Annotated in this window: 18 protein-coding genes; 17 read left to right on the top strand and 1 reads right to left on the bottom strand. The window is 54.1% G+C overall.

Features of this window, described 5'->3' with window-relative positions:
* The 12 genes from ONB24_05360 to ONB24_05305 all read left to right on the top strand — a co-directional run.
* The coding region (locus tag ONB24_05360; GenBank protein ID MDZ7315535.1) for a tetratricopeptide repeat protein at positions 1-1,143 on the top strand (1,143 nt) is incomplete at its 5' end.
* An 84-nt stretch (positions 1,144-1,227) separates the two neighbouring features.
* Positions 1,228-1,668, top strand: coding sequence for a ribose 5-phosphate isomerase B (rpiB, locus tag ONB24_05355; GenBank protein MDZ7315534.1), 441 nt, complete (start codon positions 1,228-1,230; stop codon positions 1,666-1,668).
* A 9-nt stretch (positions 1,669-1,677) separates the two neighbouring features.
* Complete coding sequence (locus ONB24_05350) at positions 1,678-2,964, top strand: serine hydroxymethyltransferase (GenBank protein MDZ7315533.1); 1,287 nt, start codon at positions 1,678-1,680, stop codon at positions 2,962-2,964.
* Positions 2,965-2,977: 13 nt separating this feature from the next.
* Positions 2,978-3,421, top strand: a complete 444-nt coding sequence (gene nrdR, locus ONB24_05345) for a transcriptional regulator NrdR (GenBank protein ID MDZ7315532.1) — start codon at positions 2,978-2,980, stop codon at positions 3,419-3,421.
* 49 nt (positions 3,422-3,470) lie between these two features.
* A complete protein-coding gene (rsxC, locus tag ONB24_05340; GenBank protein MDZ7315531.1) occupies positions 3,471-4,799 on the top strand; it encodes an electron transport complex subunit RsxC in 1,329 nt (442 codons plus the stop codon).
* Between the two features lie 20 nt (positions 4,800-4,819).
* Positions 4,820-5,857 (top strand): RnfABCDGE type electron transport complex subunit D, encoded by a 1,038-nt coding sequence (locus ONB24_05335; GenBank protein MDZ7315530.1) that lies wholly within the window; start codon positions 4,820-4,822, stop codon positions 5,855-5,857.
* The gene (locus tag ONB24_05330; GenBank protein MDZ7315529.1) at positions 5,854-6,426 is read left to right on the top strand and encodes an RnfABCDGE type electron transport complex subunit G; all 573 of its coding nucleotides are present in this window, start codon (positions 5,854-5,856) and stop codon (positions 6,424-6,426) included. Before ONB24_05335 ends, ONB24_05330 begins: the two co-directional genes overlap by 4 nt.
* A 23-nt stretch (positions 6,427-6,449) precedes the next feature.
* A complete protein-coding gene (locus tag ONB24_05325) occupies positions 6,450-7,052 on the top strand; it encodes an electron transport complex subunit E (GenBank protein MDZ7315528.1) in 603 nt (200 codons plus the stop codon).
* Between the two features lie 8 nt (positions 7,053-7,060).
* Positions 7,061-7,696, top strand: coding sequence for an electron transport complex subunit RsxA (gene rsxA, locus ONB24_05320; protein ID MDZ7315527.1), 636 nt, complete (start codon positions 7,061-7,063; stop codon positions 7,694-7,696).
* A 25-nt stretch (positions 7,697-7,721) separates the two neighbouring features.
* Complete coding sequence (tatC, locus tag ONB24_05315; GenBank protein ID MDZ7315526.1) at positions 7,722-8,510, top strand: twin-arginine translocase subunit TatC; 789 nt, start codon at positions 7,722-7,724, stop codon at positions 8,508-8,510.
* 11 nt (positions 8,511-8,521) lie between these two features.
* A complete protein-coding gene (locus ONB24_05310) occupies positions 8,522-9,418 on the top strand; it encodes a PHP domain-containing protein (protein ID MDZ7315525.1) in 897 nt (298 codons plus the stop codon).
* Positions 9,419-9,527: 109 nt separating this feature from the next.
* Positions 9,528-10,739: a Xaa-Pro peptidase family protein gene (locus tag ONB24_05305; protein ID MDZ7315524.1), complete on the top strand. Its 1,212-nt coding sequence runs from the start codon at positions 9,528-9,530 to the stop codon at positions 10,737-10,739.
* Between the two features lie 98 nt (positions 10,740-10,837).
* On the opposite strand, the gene ONB24_05300 is transcribed toward ONB24_05305, so the two are convergent.
* Positions 10,838-11,407 carry a hypothetical protein gene (locus ONB24_05300; protein ID MDZ7315523.1) on the bottom strand — a complete coding sequence of 190 codons (570 nt, stop codon included), beginning with the start codon at positions 11,405-11,407 and terminating at the stop codon, positions 10,838-10,840.
* 227 nt (positions 11,408-11,634) lie between these two features.
* Between ONB24_05300 and ONB24_05295 the strand changes: the two genes are divergently transcribed.
* The 5 genes from ONB24_05295 to ONB24_05275 all read left to right on the top strand — a co-directional run.
* Positions 11,635-13,551, top strand: a complete 1,917-nt coding sequence (locus tag ONB24_05295; GenBank protein MDZ7315522.1) for a hypothetical protein — start codon at positions 11,635-11,637, stop codon at positions 13,549-13,551.
* A gap of 8 nt (positions 13,552-13,559) precedes the next feature.
* Positions 13,560-14,093, top strand: coding sequence for a T9SS type A sorting domain-containing protein (locus tag ONB24_05290; protein ID MDZ7315521.1), 534 nt, complete (start codon positions 13,560-13,562; stop codon positions 14,091-14,093).
* 108 nt (positions 14,094-14,201) lie between these two features.
* Positions 14,202-14,822, top strand: coding sequence for an MBL fold metallo-hydrolase (locus ONB24_05285; protein MDZ7315520.1), 621 nt, complete (start codon positions 14,202-14,204; stop codon positions 14,820-14,822).
* A 32-nt stretch (positions 14,823-14,854) separates the two neighbouring features.
* A complete protein-coding gene (locus ONB24_05280; GenBank protein MDZ7315519.1) occupies positions 14,855-15,118 on the top strand; it encodes a 4Fe-4S binding protein in 264 nt (87 codons plus the stop codon).
* On the top strand, positions 15,119-16,095 hold a 977-nt coding region (locus tag ONB24_05275), incomplete at its 3' end, for a 3-methyl-2-oxobutanoate dehydrogenase subunit VorB (GenBank protein MDZ7315518.1).

Below are 16,095 nucleotides of genomic sequence, written 5' to 3'. Positions count from 1 at the left end.
CAGAAGGCAAAGGAAGATTCTATCGCCCGCGCAAAAGCGGAGCGTGAATTTTTGATCGCCTTCAGCACCGGCCATGAACATTGGAAAAATAGAAACTATGCAGATGCGGTCGCTCCGCTCAAAAAAGCGGCGGCACTGGATGTAGAAAAGCGCTATCCCAGCATCTATACCGAATTGGCGGACTCGTACTTGAAACTCGAGCAGCCTGACAGCGCTTTGATCACCTATCAGGAGGCGGTGACGAAATATCCGCAGAACGCGTTCTTTTACCGCAGCGCGGCATGGCTTTTGAGCGCCAAACAGCAGTTCCCCGAGGCTATCGACGCCTATCTGAAGGCGATCGAGAACGACGGCCAGACCACCTCGGATTACAAGAACGTCGGTCGTCTGCTGATTGCCGCCAACCGCAACGACGAAGCGCTGGATATTTATGAAAAGCTCACCCAGCTCGATCCCAACGATGCCGAAGCGCAGGAGATCTATGCTTCCCTGTTGGCGCAGACCGGCGACGAGGATGCAGTAATCGAAGCCAAGGAAAAAGCACTGGCGGCCAAGCCGGAAGACACCAATTTGATGTTCAGCATCGGACGCATGTATTTTCGGCGCGGCGATTACCAGAAGGCAGTGGAAAAATTCGATATGCTGCTCAGACTGCGTCCGGAGGACTATGAGGCGATGGAATACCGCGGCAACGCGCTGCAGAACGACGGCAAATATACGGAAGCAATCCGGCAATATGAAAAAATTCTTGCGGCCAAACCCAATCACGCCAAGGTGCTGTGCGATATGGCCACTTGTTACAAAGAGCTGAAGAATTATCAAAAGGCTATGGCTACGGTGCAGAGGGCGCAGCAGATAAACCCGAATTACGGCCTTGCGTATATCGTCAAGGGCGAAATCTATGAAGCCGTTGCCGACGACTGCATTTCCAAGCGCGAGAAACGAATTACCAATATTGACGACAAACTGGTTTACGAAAAAGCATATAATCAATATCAAATGGCCGCTCGAGATCCGCAATTTGCCGAGTTGGCCAAGCGCAAGATGAACTATATCCAAACCGAAATTCCTACCAAAGAAGATAAATTTCTCTTTCCGGATGTCAAGCAGCCGAGATTGGACTGCTACACCTGGCTTCCTTGATTCGATAAATCCACTGAGTCACGATTGGGAGGGGCGTTAAGCCTCTCCCAAAACACCATTCGAACAGCGCAGGATTTGCAGTTGATACCGATTGTTATTGCCTCAGACCATGCCGGCTTTGAACTAAAGCAGAAAATTGTTGAGTGGCTTTCTCGAGAGGGCATCGAGTATCTCGATATAGGGGCATTCAGCGAAGAACGGTGCGATTATCCGGATTACGGCGTTGCCGCGGCTGAAAAGGTTGTTGCCGGAGAGGCTCGCTTCGGCATTATCGTGTGCGGGACGGGCATCGGCATCAGCATTTCTGCAAACAAAGTCAAAGGGGCGAGAGCAGCTTTGTGCTGCAGCGAGTATATGGCCGAGATGGCCCGACGACACAACGACGCCAATTTGATTGCTTTGGGAGGCCGTACCACCACGATTGACCTTGCCGTCAGGATGATCCGCATTTTTTTGCAGACCGAGTTCGAAGGCGGACGTCATGCCGAGCGCGTGGCCAAGATTCACTCACTAACAGGAAGGTAAAACGATTTCATGAGCTCATTTCTACAGCAGATCGACCCGCAAGTTTTTTCCGCGATACGAAAAGAGACCGAACGCCAAAACAACAAGCTGGAAATGATCGCCTCGGAGAATTTTGTCAGTCCCGCCGTTTTGGAGGCAATGGGACAAGTGATGACCAACAAATATGCCGAAGGCTATCCTTCCCGCAGGTATTATGGCGGCTGTGAGTTTGTCGATGAGGTGGAAAACCTGGCGCGCGAGCGGGCCTGCCGACTTTTCAATGCCGATCATGCCAACGTACAGCCCCACTCGGGCTCTCAAGCCAATATGGCGGCCTATTTCAGCCTGATTCAATACGGCGACAAAGTTTTAGGTATGGATCTGGCTCACGGCGGCCATTTGACTCACGGCAGTCCGGTCAACTTTTCCGGTCGCTTTTTTCAAATGGTGCATTACGGCGTCAATCGCGACGGCTTTATTGATATGAACGAAGTGGAAAAGATCGCCGTCCGGGAACAGCCCAAACTGATTATTTGCGGTGCAAGCGCCTATGCAAGGGCGATCGATTACGCCGCTTTCCGGCAGATCGCCGACCGCGTCGGCGCCAAGCTGGTGGCCGACATCGCCCATCCGGCCGGTCTGATTGCCGCGGGATTGATTCCCAGCCCGATTCCGCATTGCCACCTTGTGACCACAACGACGCACAAAACGCTGCGCGGGCCGCGCGGCGGTATGATTCTCGTCGGCAAAGACGGCGAGAACGACATGGGCCTTCTCAATCCCAAGGGCAAATTGAAGCTGTGGTCCGAGATTGTCGACTCTAACGTCTTCCCGGGATTCCAGGGCGGCCCGCTGATGCACGTCATTGCCGCCAAAGCCGTCGCATTTCAAGAAGCGCTGCAGCCCGAATTCGTCGAGTATCAAAAGCAGGTTATTGCCAACGCCAAAACCTTGGCGGCTGCGCTGATGAATCGCGGTTATCACATCGTTTCGGGCGGAACCGACACGCATTTGATGTTGGTCGATCTGCGCACGCACAAACTGACCGGTAAAGAGGCGGAAAAAGCACTGGAAAAGGCCGGCATTACCGCCAATAAGAACATGGTGCCGTTCGACGACCAGAGCCCGTTCGTCACCAGCGGCATTCGCCTCGGCACACCGGCTTTGACGACACGCGGGATGAAGGAGGCGGAAATGGAGCTGATCGCCGAACTGATCGACCGCGTGCTGCTCAATATTACGAATGAATCCGTGCAAATGGAAGTCAAAGGTCAAGTCGAGGAACTTTGCCGCAGGTTTCCTCTCTATCCGGTCTAAAGTTGGTTCAACCATGAAATGCCCGTTCTGCAATTTTTATGATTCCAAAGTGATCGATTCGCGGATGCGGGATGAGGGACGCTCGATCCGCAGACGGCGCGAGTGTCTGAAATGCGGCCGCCGTTTCACGACGCGCGAAACCGTCGATGAAATTCCGCTATGGATCATCAAACAGAACGGTACACGGGAAGAATTCAATCGCGCCAAACTCATTCGCGGCATACAGTTCGCCTGCACCAAGCGGCCGGTTTCGGCTGCGGCGATCGAAGAGCTCGCCTCGCGGGTGGAATATGCCATCCGCGACCGCGGCGCGGACGAAATACCCTCCAAAGAGATCGGCGAAATGGTGATGGAGGAGCTGAAAAAACTGGATGAAGTAGCCTATGTTCGTTTTGCTTCCGTTTACCGCAAATTTCAGGCAAAAGAAGAGTTTTTGCACGAATTAAAAAAGCTGTAGCTCGCGGCGTTGCCGCAAACCTTTTTCTACGGAGAACAGCGTGGGATTTCTGAGTCGAAACACCTTTCCAGGCGGTATCCACCCTCCCGAGTGTAAACATCTGACGGAAAGGCTGCCGATAGAGCCTTGTCCGTCCCCGCCGTTCGTGGTCATACCGGTCGTTCAGCACATCGGCGCTCCTGCGCGACCGATCGTCGAAAAGGGCGCCCAAGTACGCCTCGGCGAACCCGTCTGTGAGAGCGGCGGATTCGTTTCAGTGCCGTGTCATGCCTCGGTTTCGGGTACCGTCGAAGCCGTAGAGAACCGGCCGCATCCTTCGGGAACGCCGGTGCTCTCCGTCGTCATCGCCAACGACGGGCAGAACACGCCGTACGCTGATTTTAGCCTCGAGAAGGATTATCTGGAGCTCGATGTCAAAGAGATACGGCGGAGGATTCAGGCGGCCGGCATCGTCGGCTTGGGAGGCGCCGCCTTTCCGACGCATGTCAAGCTGAGTCCGCCGGCCGATAAAAAGATCGATACGCTCATCCTCAACGGCGCCGAGTGCGAGCCTTTTCTAACTGCCGATCATCGGCTGATGCTCGAACAGACGGAAAAGATTTTGCGCGGCATGCAGATTATGATGAAAGTGACGGGCGCCGCTACGGGCATTATCGGCATCGAAAGCAATAAAAAGGATGCCGCGGCCGCGCTGCGGAAAAAGGCAGCAGAACTGAACCTTCCTTACCGAATCGTCACTCTGCCGGTCAAATACCCGCAAGGCGCGGAAAAGCAGTTGATCAAAGCGCTTGTTGACCGCCGCGTACCGGCAGGCGGGTTGCCGATGGATATCGGCTGCGTGGTTCAGAATGTCGGTACGGCCGTCGCCGTTTACGAGGCGGTGGCTATGAACCGACCGCTGACGGCCCGCGTAGTGACGGTAACCGGCTCGGGGGTTCGGCAACCGAAAAATTTGTTGGTGCCCTTGGGAACGCCGTTTTCGTTTCTACTCGAACAGTGCGGCGGCCTAACCGAAGATGCGGCCAAAGTCATCATGGGCGGCCCGATGATGGGCATTGCCCAATCGTCCTTGGAGGCGCCGGTCATCAAGGGCACATCGGGAGTTCTGGTGTTGACGGCCAAGGAGGCTGCACCGCGACGGGAAAGCACCTGCATCTCGTGCGCCCACTGCATCGATGTCTGTCCCATGGGTTTGATGCCGAAAGTGCTGGGTCAGCTTGTCAGGCATGAGCGGTGGGAAACGGTTAAAGAGTATAATGTGCTCGACTGCATCGAATGCGGCTCGTGTGCGTTTGTCTGCCCGGCGCACATCAATTTGGTTCATCTCATCAAGTACGGAAAATTTCGCGTCATTCAGCAGCAGAAAAAGGCAAGCTGAATTCTAACGGACACAGAAAAATGGACAAAAAGCTGCAGGTTACAAGCTCGCCGCATCTGAATTCCGGCGAATCGGTTGCCAAGATTATGTGGAGTGTGGTCCTCGCGCTGCTTCCTGCCGCGGCGGGCGCCGTCTATTTTTTCGGCGTGCGGGCGTTGTGGATCATAGCGATTGCGGTCATCTCGGCCGTCGTTACCGAGGCAATTTTGCAAAAGCTGTTGAAAAAGCCGATCGCCGTTGCGGACGGAAGCGCCGTCGTGACCGGCATCCTGTTGGCATTCAACGTGCCGGTACAGACGCCGCTTTGGATACCGGCGATCGGATCGTTTTTCGCCATCGCCGTCGGTAAGATGGCCTTTGGAGGTTTGGGCCATAATCCGATGAACCCGGCGCTCCTCGGCCGCGCCTTTCTCCTGGCCTCCTGGCCGACGCACATGACGATTTTCGACCGCTCGGTGCCGTTGGGCGGCACCGTTTCCGGCATCGATGTGATGACGGGAGCTACTCCACTGAATGTTCTGAAAAGCTGCCGCGCCATCCTGGCGCATCCGGAGGCCTACACTCCCGAGCAAAAGACTGCAGCGGCGGAAACGCTCGGAAAGCTGTATGATTCTCTCGATAAGCTGTTCATCGGTCGAGTCGGCGGCTGTATCGGTGAGACTTCGGTGTTGTTGCTGCTGGCAGGAGCGGCTTTTCTCATGTATCGCCGCTACATCGGCTGGAAAATTCCCTTCTCGTATATTGGAACGGTTGCGCTGCTCACCTGGATGTTCGGCGGTGCAGAGGGCCTCTTTACCGGCAATCCTCTTTTTCATGTTCTCTCCGGCGGATTGATTCTCGGCGCTTTTTTTATGGCCACGGACATGGTCACCTCGCCGGTCACCTTTGCCGGGCGCATCTATTTCGGCATCGGCTGCGGCGTCATTACGGTGATCATTCGTCTCATCGGCGGTTATCCGGAAGGCGTCTCCTATTCCATTTTATTGATGAACCTTGTCACTCCTCTTTTGGATCGAATGACGCGGCCCAAGGTTTTCGGCGGAAGGAAAGAGCGATGAAAGAAATCCTCAAGCTCGGCGCATTGCTTATGGTCGTATGTGCGGTCGCGGCTGCAGCCTTGGCAGGCATCTATTCCGTTACCAAACCCAAGATCGAACTGCAGAAACAGCTTGAACTTCAGGAGGCGTTGAGCGCCGCCATTCCCGGCGCGGCGCCGGACGCCGTTTTTCCGGTCGAAAAAGACGGCAAGATTCTTTATTACGAAGGTTATCGTTCTGCCGATAAACGGGAGCTGGTCGGATATGCGCTCATCGGCCAATGGCCGGGTTATTCGAGCGACGTCAAGACGCTTGTCGGCGTCGATACGAGCGGCACCATCATCGGCATTAAGGTTTTAGAACAGAAGGAAACCCCGGGTCTGGGTACACGGATTGAAGAGATCAAATACGGCGAGGCCGATGCCTGGTTTCAGCGTCAATTCCTCGGCAAAGCAGCCGAAACCGTCGCCGTGGATAAAGACGGCGGCGAGATTCAAAGCATTACCGGTGCCACCATCACTTCACGAGCGGTGACCAAATCGATCGTATCGGCTTTTAACGAATTGAAAAGAGCCAAGGGCGCTGAATGATTCCGGCAAAGACAGAGGTAAGCATGTCGGCGTTGAAAGAATTCACCAAAGGTATTTACAAAGAGAACCCCATTTTTCGACAGATGCTCGGTTGTTGTCCGATGCTCGCCACCAGCGGCTCGGTGGAAAGCGGCTTAGGCATGGGCGTGGCGGCGACTTTTGTGCTGATCTGTTCGAACGTCATCATTTCGCTTATTCGGGGCATCGTTCCGAAAAAGATCCGCATTCCGATTTACATTGTGGTGATAGCGACGTTCGTAACGATTGTCGATTTGGCGATGGCCGGCTTTCTACCGGCGCTGCACAAAACGCTCGGCATCTTTGTGCCGTTGATCGTCGTCAACTGCATCATTCTCGGCCGTGCCGAAGCGTTTGCCGGTAAAAATTCCGTCGGTCTGGCATTTCTCGATGGGCTCGGCATGGGATTGGGCTTTATGCTGGCGCTTTTCATTTTGGGAACCATTCGTGAAATTTTGGGAAACGGTACTTTCATGGGCGTGCCGGTGATGAGCAGTTCTTTTGAACCGGTCCTCTTGATGGTTCTGCCTCCCGGCGCCTTTTTGGTTATCGGCTTTCTGTTGGGCTTTTTCAATTGGATTGAACGCAGGCGCACCGCGCGCAGTTAGGAGACCCTATGGAACTGCAGAATCTGCTCGTCATTGCCGTCGGCGCCATCTTTATCAACAATTTTGTCTTTTCACGTTTTCTCGGCATCTGTCCTTATATCGGCGTATCACGAAATCTCGATTCGGCAGTCGGAATGGGCGCGGCGGTGACTTTTGTGTTGACCATGGCTTCCGCCGTAACCTATGTGCTGAACCATTACCTGCTGGCCCCGACGCAGGAAAATTTATTTTATTTGATCCTGCCCCTGTCGCAGCCGCCCGATCTGACCTTTTTGCGCACCATTGTCTTTATTCTTGTGATCGCCTCATTGGTGCAGTTTGTCGAAATGGTCATTCAAAAGAGCAGTCCCTCGTTGTATAAGGCGCTCGGCATCTATCTTCCCTTGATTACCACCAACTGCATTATTCTCGGCGTCGCCATTTTGAATGTGACGCAGTCGTATTCGTTCATTGAGAGCATCATCCACGGCATTTCTGCAGGCGCCGGATTTACCTTGGCGCTGATTTTGATGGCCGGAATTCGGGAAAAGCTCGAGCTTGCAGACGTTCCGCAATCGCTACGGGGCGTTCCTATTGCTTTCATCATGGCCGGATTGATGGCTATTGCTTTTCTCGGCTTTTCCGGTCTAAAGCTGGTTCCGTAAAACGCGTTGAGGTTTTGATACATCTATGACAGAAGTTGAAGACAAGATCGAGCAGGAAAAAGACGAGCAGCCGAAACGACGTAAAAAGAGAACGATTGATGAAAAGCGGATGTCCTTTTGGGAACATCTGGAGGAGCTGCGTTGGACGATCATCCGCAGCTTGATCGGCGTTTTCATCGGCATGATCATCTGCTTCATTTTCCAAAAGCAGGTCATAGACTTTTTACGCGCTCCGGCGCCCGAAGATTTAAAGCTGATCTACCTTTCTCTTCCCGAGGGCTTTGTCATTTACATCAAAGTCGCCATGTTCGGCGGCTTGATCATCGCACTGCCCTACGTAGTGTATGAGTTCTGGAAGTTCATTGTGCCGGGACTGTTGGAAAAAGAACGCAAGCTGGTGCCGCCCATTGCCTTTGCAACCGTGCTTTGCTTTATAGCGGGCGGTGCTTTTGCCTATTACATCATGATCCCGTTTGCCATCAAGTTCCTGCTCAGCTTTCAGACCGACTATCTCAGCGCCATGATCACCATCGGCAAGTATCTCGGCTTTGTTGTGACTATGATCCTGGCATTCGGCGTGGTCTTTGAACTGCCGGTCTTGTCCTTTTTGCTTTCGAAAATGGGGTTGTTGACGCCGGGCTTTATGCGTGAGTATCGCCGCTATGCCTATGTGCTGATCTTTATCCTCGGCGCCCTGGTGACGCCGCCGGACGTCATGTCGCAGCTGATGCTTGCCATTCCTTTAATTGTCCTTTACGAGATCAGCATTTTCGTTTCGGCTATAGTTGTGCGCAGGCGGCCCAAAGAAGATTGAGAACGATCTTTATGGATTTTTCTTATTCCCATGCTCCCACTGATCAGCGAGGATTTGTCGATTTACACCTGCATTCGGTTTACTCGGACGGTCTTTTGACGCCGAAACAGATCATTGAAGAGGCGCAACGACGGGGAATCAAAGCGGTTTCCATTACCGACCACGACGCGGTGGCCGGGGTCGAAGAAGCCCTCACGTCCGGCTCGCTTTTAGGGGTGGAGGTCATTCCCGGTATCGAGATCAGCGTTCTGCATCAAGGGGTGGAAATCCATCTTTTGGGTTATTATATCGACTGTACCAGCGCGGCGATTGCCGGTTACATTGAGCTTTTGGCAGAGTCGCGGCGGGAACGGGCGCAAAAGATCGTTCAAGCGCTCGAAAAAGAGGGGATCAATATCGCCTATGAGATGGTGCTGCAAAAGGCGAACGGGGCGCCGATCGGCAGACCGCACATTGCCCAGGTGATGGTGGAAGAGGGGTATGTTTTTTCGGTCTATGAGGCATTCCAAAAATATTTGGGAGAGAATCGTTCAGGCGACATACCCAAATTCAGCCTCTCGCTTCGGCATGCCGTCGAAATCATCAAAGACGCGGGGGGACTGGTGTTCTGGGCGCATCCTGCGACCACTCCCTCGCCCGAAGAGCTGCTCCCTTTGCTGCTCGCCTGCGGTTTGGACGGCATCGAGGTAATTCATCCCAAACACACGCCGGAAAAGCAGGCGCAATTTGCCGATTGGGCCAAGCGCTTTCGACTGCTCCAGTCGGGCGGTTCCGACTGCCACGGCGGCCGCGAGGGGAACCTCATGCTGGGCATGATGAAGGTGCCCGAATCTCTTTTTGCTCAAATCAAGGAAAAAGCCTTTTCAATCGGCCGAATGCAGCCGCCGCCTCGGCAGCCGGCGGGGTGAAAAATTACTCTGCGTAAGATGTTCCGGAATTTGTGACTGTATGGGGCGAAGCGAATGCATTTTCGGCATATTTTTAATCTGAGGGGCACACCGGAAAACCTGAGGAAAGATGATGAGTTCGAGCGAACGAAAGAGATTGATCAATGAAAAGATCCGCCAGGCGGCGGAGATTTGTCGCGAAAAAGGTATCGACGTCTGGCTGACGTTCGTGCGCGAGACTGCGTCGACGCCCGATCCGGTATTGGATCTGATCTTGGGGACCGGTTGTACCTGGCAGTCTGCTTTTCTCATCAGCGCAACGGGCAGGGCTGTTGCGCTCGTCGGCAGTTTGGATGCACAGAACATCCGCGATCATGCCGATTATGAGGTTCTCACCTACGTTGCCTCCATGCGCGAGGAGCTGTTACAGCTTTTGCGCGAATTCAATCCCGCATCCATTGCCGTCAATTATTCGCTGAACGATCCAACCGCCGACGGGCTGACGCACGGCATGTACCTGATGCTGTGCGATTATCTTCGCGATACCCCTTTTCTCTCGCGGTTGATTTCGAGCGAGTCGCTTATTGCCGCTCTGCGCGGCCGCAAAACGCCTGCTGAACTGGAGCTGATCAAGGGAGCCGTTGCCGAGACGCTCGAAATTCTCCAATCGGTAACTTCTTTCGTCCGCATCGGCATGAGCGAAAAGGAGATCGCCGAATTCATCAAAAGCCGGATCAAAGCGCGCGGGTTGGAACCGGCTTGGGAAGAGACGCATTGTCCGGCGGTCTTTACCGGACCGGATACCGCCGGTGCTCACGCAGGTCCTACGGGGCGCCTCACGGCGCCGGGACATGTTATGAACATCGACTTTGGCGTACGCAAAGAGGGCTATGCGGCCGATCTGCAGCGAACCTGGTACTTTTTACGTCCAGGCGAAGAAAAGCCCCCTGCTGAAGTGTTGCGCGGCTTTGCGACGGTGCGCGAGGCCATACGCCGCGCCGCCGAGTTTCTGCGGCCTGGGCGCTTGGGTTGGGAGGTCGATCACGTCGCCCGAAAAACGATACTCGATGCCGGCTATGAAGAGTATCCGCATGCGCTGGGCCACCAAGTGGGCCGTAAAGCTCATGACGGCGGTACGCTGCTTTGCCCCCGCTGGGAACGATACAAAGATTTGCCCTATTCCGTTGTGGAAGAAGGGCAGGTGTTTACGTTGGAACCGCGGTTGACGATTGCCGGCTACGGCATTGCAACGATTGAGGAGATGCTCGTCGTAAAAGCGCAAGGATCAGAGTTTCTTTCGGATCCGCAGGACGAGATTTGGATAATTGATTCCGAGCAGTAAGCAGCGATTACCTTCAATGAACTCTCAGATAAACATAGCGATAATTAAAGCGGGGAAACCGGATGTAATCTGCAGCTGTCGGTAACATATAAACGAGGTTAATCCTCATAAATTACAGGAACATTAAAGGACCCGTTCGAAACGTCGACCGTTACTTTTTGACCAACGCCGCCCATCTTGAAGGCTTTGAAATTAAACGTTCCTGCCATACTGGTTTTGCTGACCTGCGTAAACGTTACACTGCCCGATTCAGAGAAATAACCGTCTGAATTCTTGAGCACAGAACCTACCCCGTCTTGCGGCGGAAAGCGGAGCTGAAAAGTGCCGGTGGCCGGATTACGATAGATTTGAATGTCGATCGAATATTGCACGCCGCCGACATTGACTACACCCTGCACCTGCATTAATCCCGGCTCACCGCTTGCGGCATCGGCTTGACTTTGCAGGCCGTAAGCAGTATTAGAGTTAAAGTTAAGGTTGATATCTCCGCTGAGGGTTGCCGTCAAGGTGCCGTTTCGAGTTCCTGGGCCAGGAGTCGTTGGAGATTTGTCTTTATCATCATTTCCACAGGCAAGAGCAAGAGATAAAACTATCAGCAAAACAACCCCATATCCTATTTTTGATATGATTTCCTCCGGAAAATAAGATTTTTTTGATCCGCTTTCCATGCTATTGGAAAACTCTTTTCAACTTAGAGCAAAGGAATAATAATTGCAAATCAATTTTTGTTCGTATAATTTCGGGCCGTTATTAAATCCATTCTGCATTCAAGGGGTATAGAGCGTACTTTGAACAGGGTCAAGAGTTAAGCATCTATAAGAAGAGGAACGCAGCAATGACTATTTCGAACAATTTTCGGCGTGTCTTTTCAATTGTTGGATTTGCTATTTTTATTATGGGGAAGGTTTGGCCGGCCGAGTCGACGCAAACGGATTCATCGGCAATTTCTTCCGTCAGCCAAAGCTTTATCATCGATTACCAAGGCTATTTAAGTAACGCTCAGGGGCAGCCCGTTTCCGGCGCCATTACGGTCACTTTTTCGATCTGGGATGCAGCCGACGGGGGCAACAAGCTCTGGTACGAAACGCAGACGGTGGATGTGCGGCTTGGCTATTTTACCGCTCATCTGGGAAGCAACGCGGCGCTGCCGCTGGTTTTGTTCGACGGCAAGAGTCGATGGCTGGAGGTGACGATCAACAATGAGACGCTCAAGCCGCGCAGGCCGATCAACCGCGTGCCGACAGCCGTTTATGCCGACAATGCGGCAGCGCTGGGAGGTCTGCCGGCAAGCGAATACTATTCCAAATCGGCGGCCGAGTCGTATCGAATGAACAAAATCGATGCTTATGCCCTCGGCGGACAGCCCGCCGGCAGCTATGTGACCCATGTGCAGGGTGACGCCAAGTACGTCATAAAAGGCGCACCCAACAGTGTTTCCGGTGAGATGATCGTCGACGGTTCGATACAGAAAAAAGATTTAGCTTTCGAGATCGGCACCGGCGGCATTGACCGCATTACGGTGCTGGCGCCCGGGTTGGAAGGGGGCGGCAGCGGCAGCAACGTGACCATCGGATTGAGCGGGCCGTATCAAAGCGGCCAGGCTTTCGACGGCCGTTTCGTTAAACGCGGCGAGGCGGGCAGCGTTACCGGCGCCATGATCGTGGACGGCTCGGTCACATCGATCGACATTCAGGACGGCTCGCTCCAACCTGCCGACATGGCTTTCCCAATCGGCACCATCAACGGCGTCACGGCCGGTGACGGCTTGGCGGGCGGAGGAACGGTCGGTACGGTCACTTTGTCGCTCAACGACCGTTACAAGACCGGTTCCGCTTTTGACGGCCGCTTTGTCCTGCGAAATGAACCCAACTCGATTACTTCGGCTATGATTCGGGACGGCGAAATCACCTCCGCCGACATTCTCAACCGTACGATCCAACCGGAGGATCTGGCCTTTCCGGCGGGCGACGTCACGGGTGTGATTGCCGGACGAGGCTTGGCAGGCGGCGGGATCAGCGGCGACGTGCAAATCCAACTGGCCGATGAATATGCAAGCGGTGTCGTCTACAATTCCATGTTCGTCAACGAAAATCAGGAAAACGCAATCACGAGCGGCATGATTCGCGACGGCGAGGTCAAGTCCAACGATATTGCGGCAGGAGCCGTATTGGGGACCCATTTGGCCAACGGATTTTGGGTCCAGCAGAATCAACCTGACGGTGCGGTCATTACGGCGGCGAATCAATCGCCTTCCACCAGCGCGTCCGGACTCGAAGGGCGAGGATACGTCGGCGTCAAGGGCGTGGGGGCGCAGACCGGCGTTTACGGCGAGGGCGCTCAGTACGGGGTGTATGCCCGCGCCACGGATCCGACGAAATGGGGGTTGTACGTCGAAGGCCGGGCCTTTTGTACCAGCGGCGCCTGGGGCGATTTGGCGGAACTGGTGCCTCTGGTGGAACCGGTCGAAGCAGGCGATGTGATCGTCATCGATCCCTCCGCGCCGATGCGTTTTAAACTCTGTGATCGTCCTAACGACATTCGGGTAGCAGGCGTTGTTTCCACTGCGCCCACAGTTATCGTCGGCGACGCCGCACCACAGACAAACTATTATCCCTTGGCTTTGGCCGGCATTGTGCCCTGCAAGGTGGTTGCTGTGGAACCGATTGCCGTCGGCGACCTTTTGACCACCTCGTCCAAGCGCGGTTATGCGCAAAAAGCGACTCAACCGCAGATAGGCGCCATTCTCGGCAAGGCGCTCGAGCCGTTGCCCACCGGCGAAGGCGTCATTCGCATCCTTGTCGCGCTGCAGTAGGGGGTGCCATGCGAAAGCGACTCCTCGTGTTCTGCATATTGCTGGTTTCCGCTGCAGCGCCCGGCGTCGCACAAAGCGACCGCATGTCGTCGCAGAGCTATGCCATCGACCGCGACGCCTTTCTCAACGCAGGCGGGACTTACGACGGCGGCCTTTTGTTGACGGATCGGCTGGGCACGCCGAATCTCAGCCGGATGCAGGGCAAAAATATGGTCATCGGCACAGCGGTTCGCGAAGCATTGTCCAACAGCGAGTCTTTTCCTGATGATTTTGCTTTTTGGGGCAATTATCCGAATCCATTTAACGAACGTACGATTTTCCGCTTTGCTCTCCCCAAAACGGCACAGGTTCGACTCGAAATTTATTCTCTCCTGGGGCAACGACTTTTGGTTCTTTTGCAGGACCAGTTGCCGCCCGGCCGCTATGAGGTTCCGTTTGAAGGGGCCGACGAAAACGGCGCTCTTTTGCCGAGCGGCGTTTACTTTTGCCGGTTGACGACAAAAGAATTTGAAAAATCGCAAAAACTGCTTATTTTAAGGTGACGATAGACGAACAGAGCGACGTCGTCGAAATAGATAGGCTGCACCGAACCTGCTCCGGTCTGCTTTAGCAAAACGGTTTTTAGACAAAGCAGCGCTATTGAGGCCTGCATGGCAACCCAAGTCATCGTCGTCGGTCCGCTTCAAGTCAACTGCTTCGTCGTCGCCTGCGAGGCGACGCATCAAGCGCTGATCATAGATCCCGGCGACGAACCGACAAAAATTCTCCATTATCTCTCCCAAAACCGGCTCACAGCCGACTATATTCTCCTCACGCACGGACATTTCGATCATTTAGGCGCAGCCGCCGAGCTCGCGCGCCGAACCGGCGCGTCGGTTTTGGCGCATCCGGCAGATCAGGTGCTTATCGAGCAGGCATCTATGCATGCTGCGTTGTTCGGCCTGCCGCCGCCGGAACCGGTTCAGGTGGATCAGTGGCTTACTCACGGGCAAATAATTGAATGGGGGCAGTTGAAAGGTAGGGTCATGGAGACTCCGGGTCATTCGCCCGGATCGATCAGCCTGCTTGTCGACAATCAGGTCTTTGTCGGTGACGTGTTGTTCAGCCGCAGTATCGGGCGTACCGATTTGCCCGGAGGCAGTTATGAGACTTTAATTCGATCAATCAAGGAGGTCTTGATGGCCCTTCCGGACGAGGTTGTGGTGCACTGCGGCCATGGGCCGTCAACAACCATCGGTCGGGAGCGAAGGTTCAACCCATTTATTGCGTGAATACATTTTTTGATTAGGTAAAGGATCCTCTTATGGAAACAGCTGTCGGTTTAAAGGAGCCTCTGGTCGTCATCAATGAAGACGAATGCAAGGGGTGCGGATTGTGCGTGGATATTTGTCCGAAAAAAGTCTTGTTCCAGCAACGCCATTTGAACCGCATGGGATATCATCCGGCAGGATATATCGGGGAGGGCTGCATCGGCTGCGGTCACTGCTTCTATGCCTGCCCTGAGCCGGGTGCCATTGCGGTGTACAAAAAAGGGTATGTCGTTCCCAATTATAAGGAGAACGAATAGATGGCCAAAGAGTTGATCAAAGGCAATGAAGCGGTTGTGAAAGGGGCCATCTTGGCGGGCTGCCGATTTTTTTTCGGCTATCCCATCACACCGGCTTCAGAGATTGCCGAAGCAGCGGCATATTACCTGCCGCAGGTCGGCGGCGTTTTTCTTCAGGCAGAGAGCGAGGTGGCATCCATCAACATGCTCTACGGCGCGGCCTCCGGCGGCGTGCGCGCCATGACGGCCTCCTCCAGCCCGGGCATCAGCCTCAAAATGGAAGGCATCTCTTATTGTGCCGGTTCCGAGTTGCCGGTTGTCATCGTGGACATTATGCGCGGCGGACCGGGGTTGGGTAACATCGCACCGGAGCAATCCGATTATAATCAAATCGTCAAAGGCGGCGGCCACGGCAATTACAAGATGATCGTGCTCGCCCCCAATTGCGCCCAAGAGATGTGCGATCTGACCATGCTGGCCTTCGAGTTGGCGGACAAATACCGAAATCCGGCAGTTGTTTTGGCCGACGGTTTTATCGGGCAGATGATGGAGCCGGTTGAATTTCCGGCGCCTCTTGAACATTTGCCGAAAAAAGATTGGGCGCTTTATGCCGAAGGACTCGACGAAGACAAGCTGATCACTTCCATCTACCTCGATCCCCCGGAACTTGAAGCGCATAATCTGAAGCTGCAGAAAAAGTATGCCGAGATGGAAAAGAACGAAGTTCGCTACGAAGAGTATCAGCTTCAGGATGCAAAAGTCGTATTAATCGGCTACGGCGTCGTTTCGCGCCTCCTTCAATCAGCGGTTGACGAATTGCGAGGCAAAGGCATACCGATCGGCATGTTGCGGCCGATTACTCTTTTCCCTTTTCCCAAGTTAAAGCTGGCTGAACTGGCGGAAAGGGTGGACGCGTTTTTGGTGGTTGAGCTTTCAAACGGTCAAATGGTGGATGACGTCCGCTTGGCGGTGAAAGGTAAAAAGCCGGTGCATTTTTA

The sequence above is a fragment of the candidate division KSB1 bacterium genome (assembly GCA_034505495.1).
Classification (GTDB): Bacteria; Zhuqueibacterota; Zhuqueibacteria; order Residuimicrobiales; family Krinioviventaceae; genus Fontimicrobium_A.
The sequence above is the reverse complement of the archived record's forward strand: the minus strand, read 5'-3'. Positions and strand labels throughout refer to the sequence as shown.

Coding starts and splice junctions, on each gene's coding strand:
- ONB24_05350 (MDZ7315533.1), top strand. CDS start 1,678: ATGAGCTCATTTCTACAGCAGATCGACCCGCAAGTTTTTTCCGCGATA.
- nrdR (MDZ7315532.1), top strand. CDS start 2,978: ATGAAATGCCCGTTCTGCAATTTTTATGATTCCAAAGTGATCGATTCG.
- ONB24_05335 (MDZ7315530.1), top strand. CDS start 4,820: ATGGACAAAAAGCTGCAGGTTACAAGCTCGCCGCATCTGAATTCCGGC.
- ONB24_05330 (MDZ7315529.1), top strand. CDS start 5,854: ATGAAAGAAATCCTCAAGCTCGGCGCATTGCTTATGGTCGTATGTGCG.
- ONB24_05325 (MDZ7315528.1), top strand. CDS start 6,450: ATGTCGGCGTTGAAAGAATTCACCAAAGGTATTTACAAAGAGAACCCC.
- rsxA (MDZ7315527.1), top strand. CDS start 7,061: ATGGAACTGCAGAATCTGCTCGTCATTGCCGTCGGCGCCATCTTTATC.
- tatC (MDZ7315526.1), top strand. CDS start 7,722: ATGACAGAAGTTGAAGACAAGATCGAGCAGGAAAAAGACGAGCAGCCG.
- ONB24_05310 (MDZ7315525.1), top strand. CDS start 8,522: ATGGATTTTTCTTATTCCCATGCTCCCACTGATCAGCGAGGATTTGTC.
- ONB24_05305 (MDZ7315524.1), top strand. CDS start 9,528: ATGATGAGTTCGAGCGAACGAAAGAGATTGATCAATGAAAAGATCCGC.
- ONB24_05300 (MDZ7315523.1), bottom strand. CDS start 11,407: ATGGAAAGCGGATCAAAAAAATCTTATTTTCCGGAGGAAATCATATCA.
- ONB24_05295 (MDZ7315522.1), top strand. CDS start 11,635: ATGGGGAAGGTTTGGCCGGCCGAGTCGACGCAAACGGATTCATCGGCA.
- ONB24_05290 (MDZ7315521.1), top strand. CDS start 13,560: ATGCGAAAGCGACTCCTCGTGTTCTGCATATTGCTGGTTTCCGCTGCA.
- ONB24_05285 (MDZ7315520.1), top strand. CDS start 14,202: ATGGCAACCCAAGTCATCGTCGTCGGTCCGCTTCAAGTCAACTGCTTC.
- ONB24_05280 (MDZ7315519.1), top strand. CDS start 14,855: ATGGAAACAGCTGTCGGTTTAAAGGAGCCTCTGGTCGTCATCAATGAA.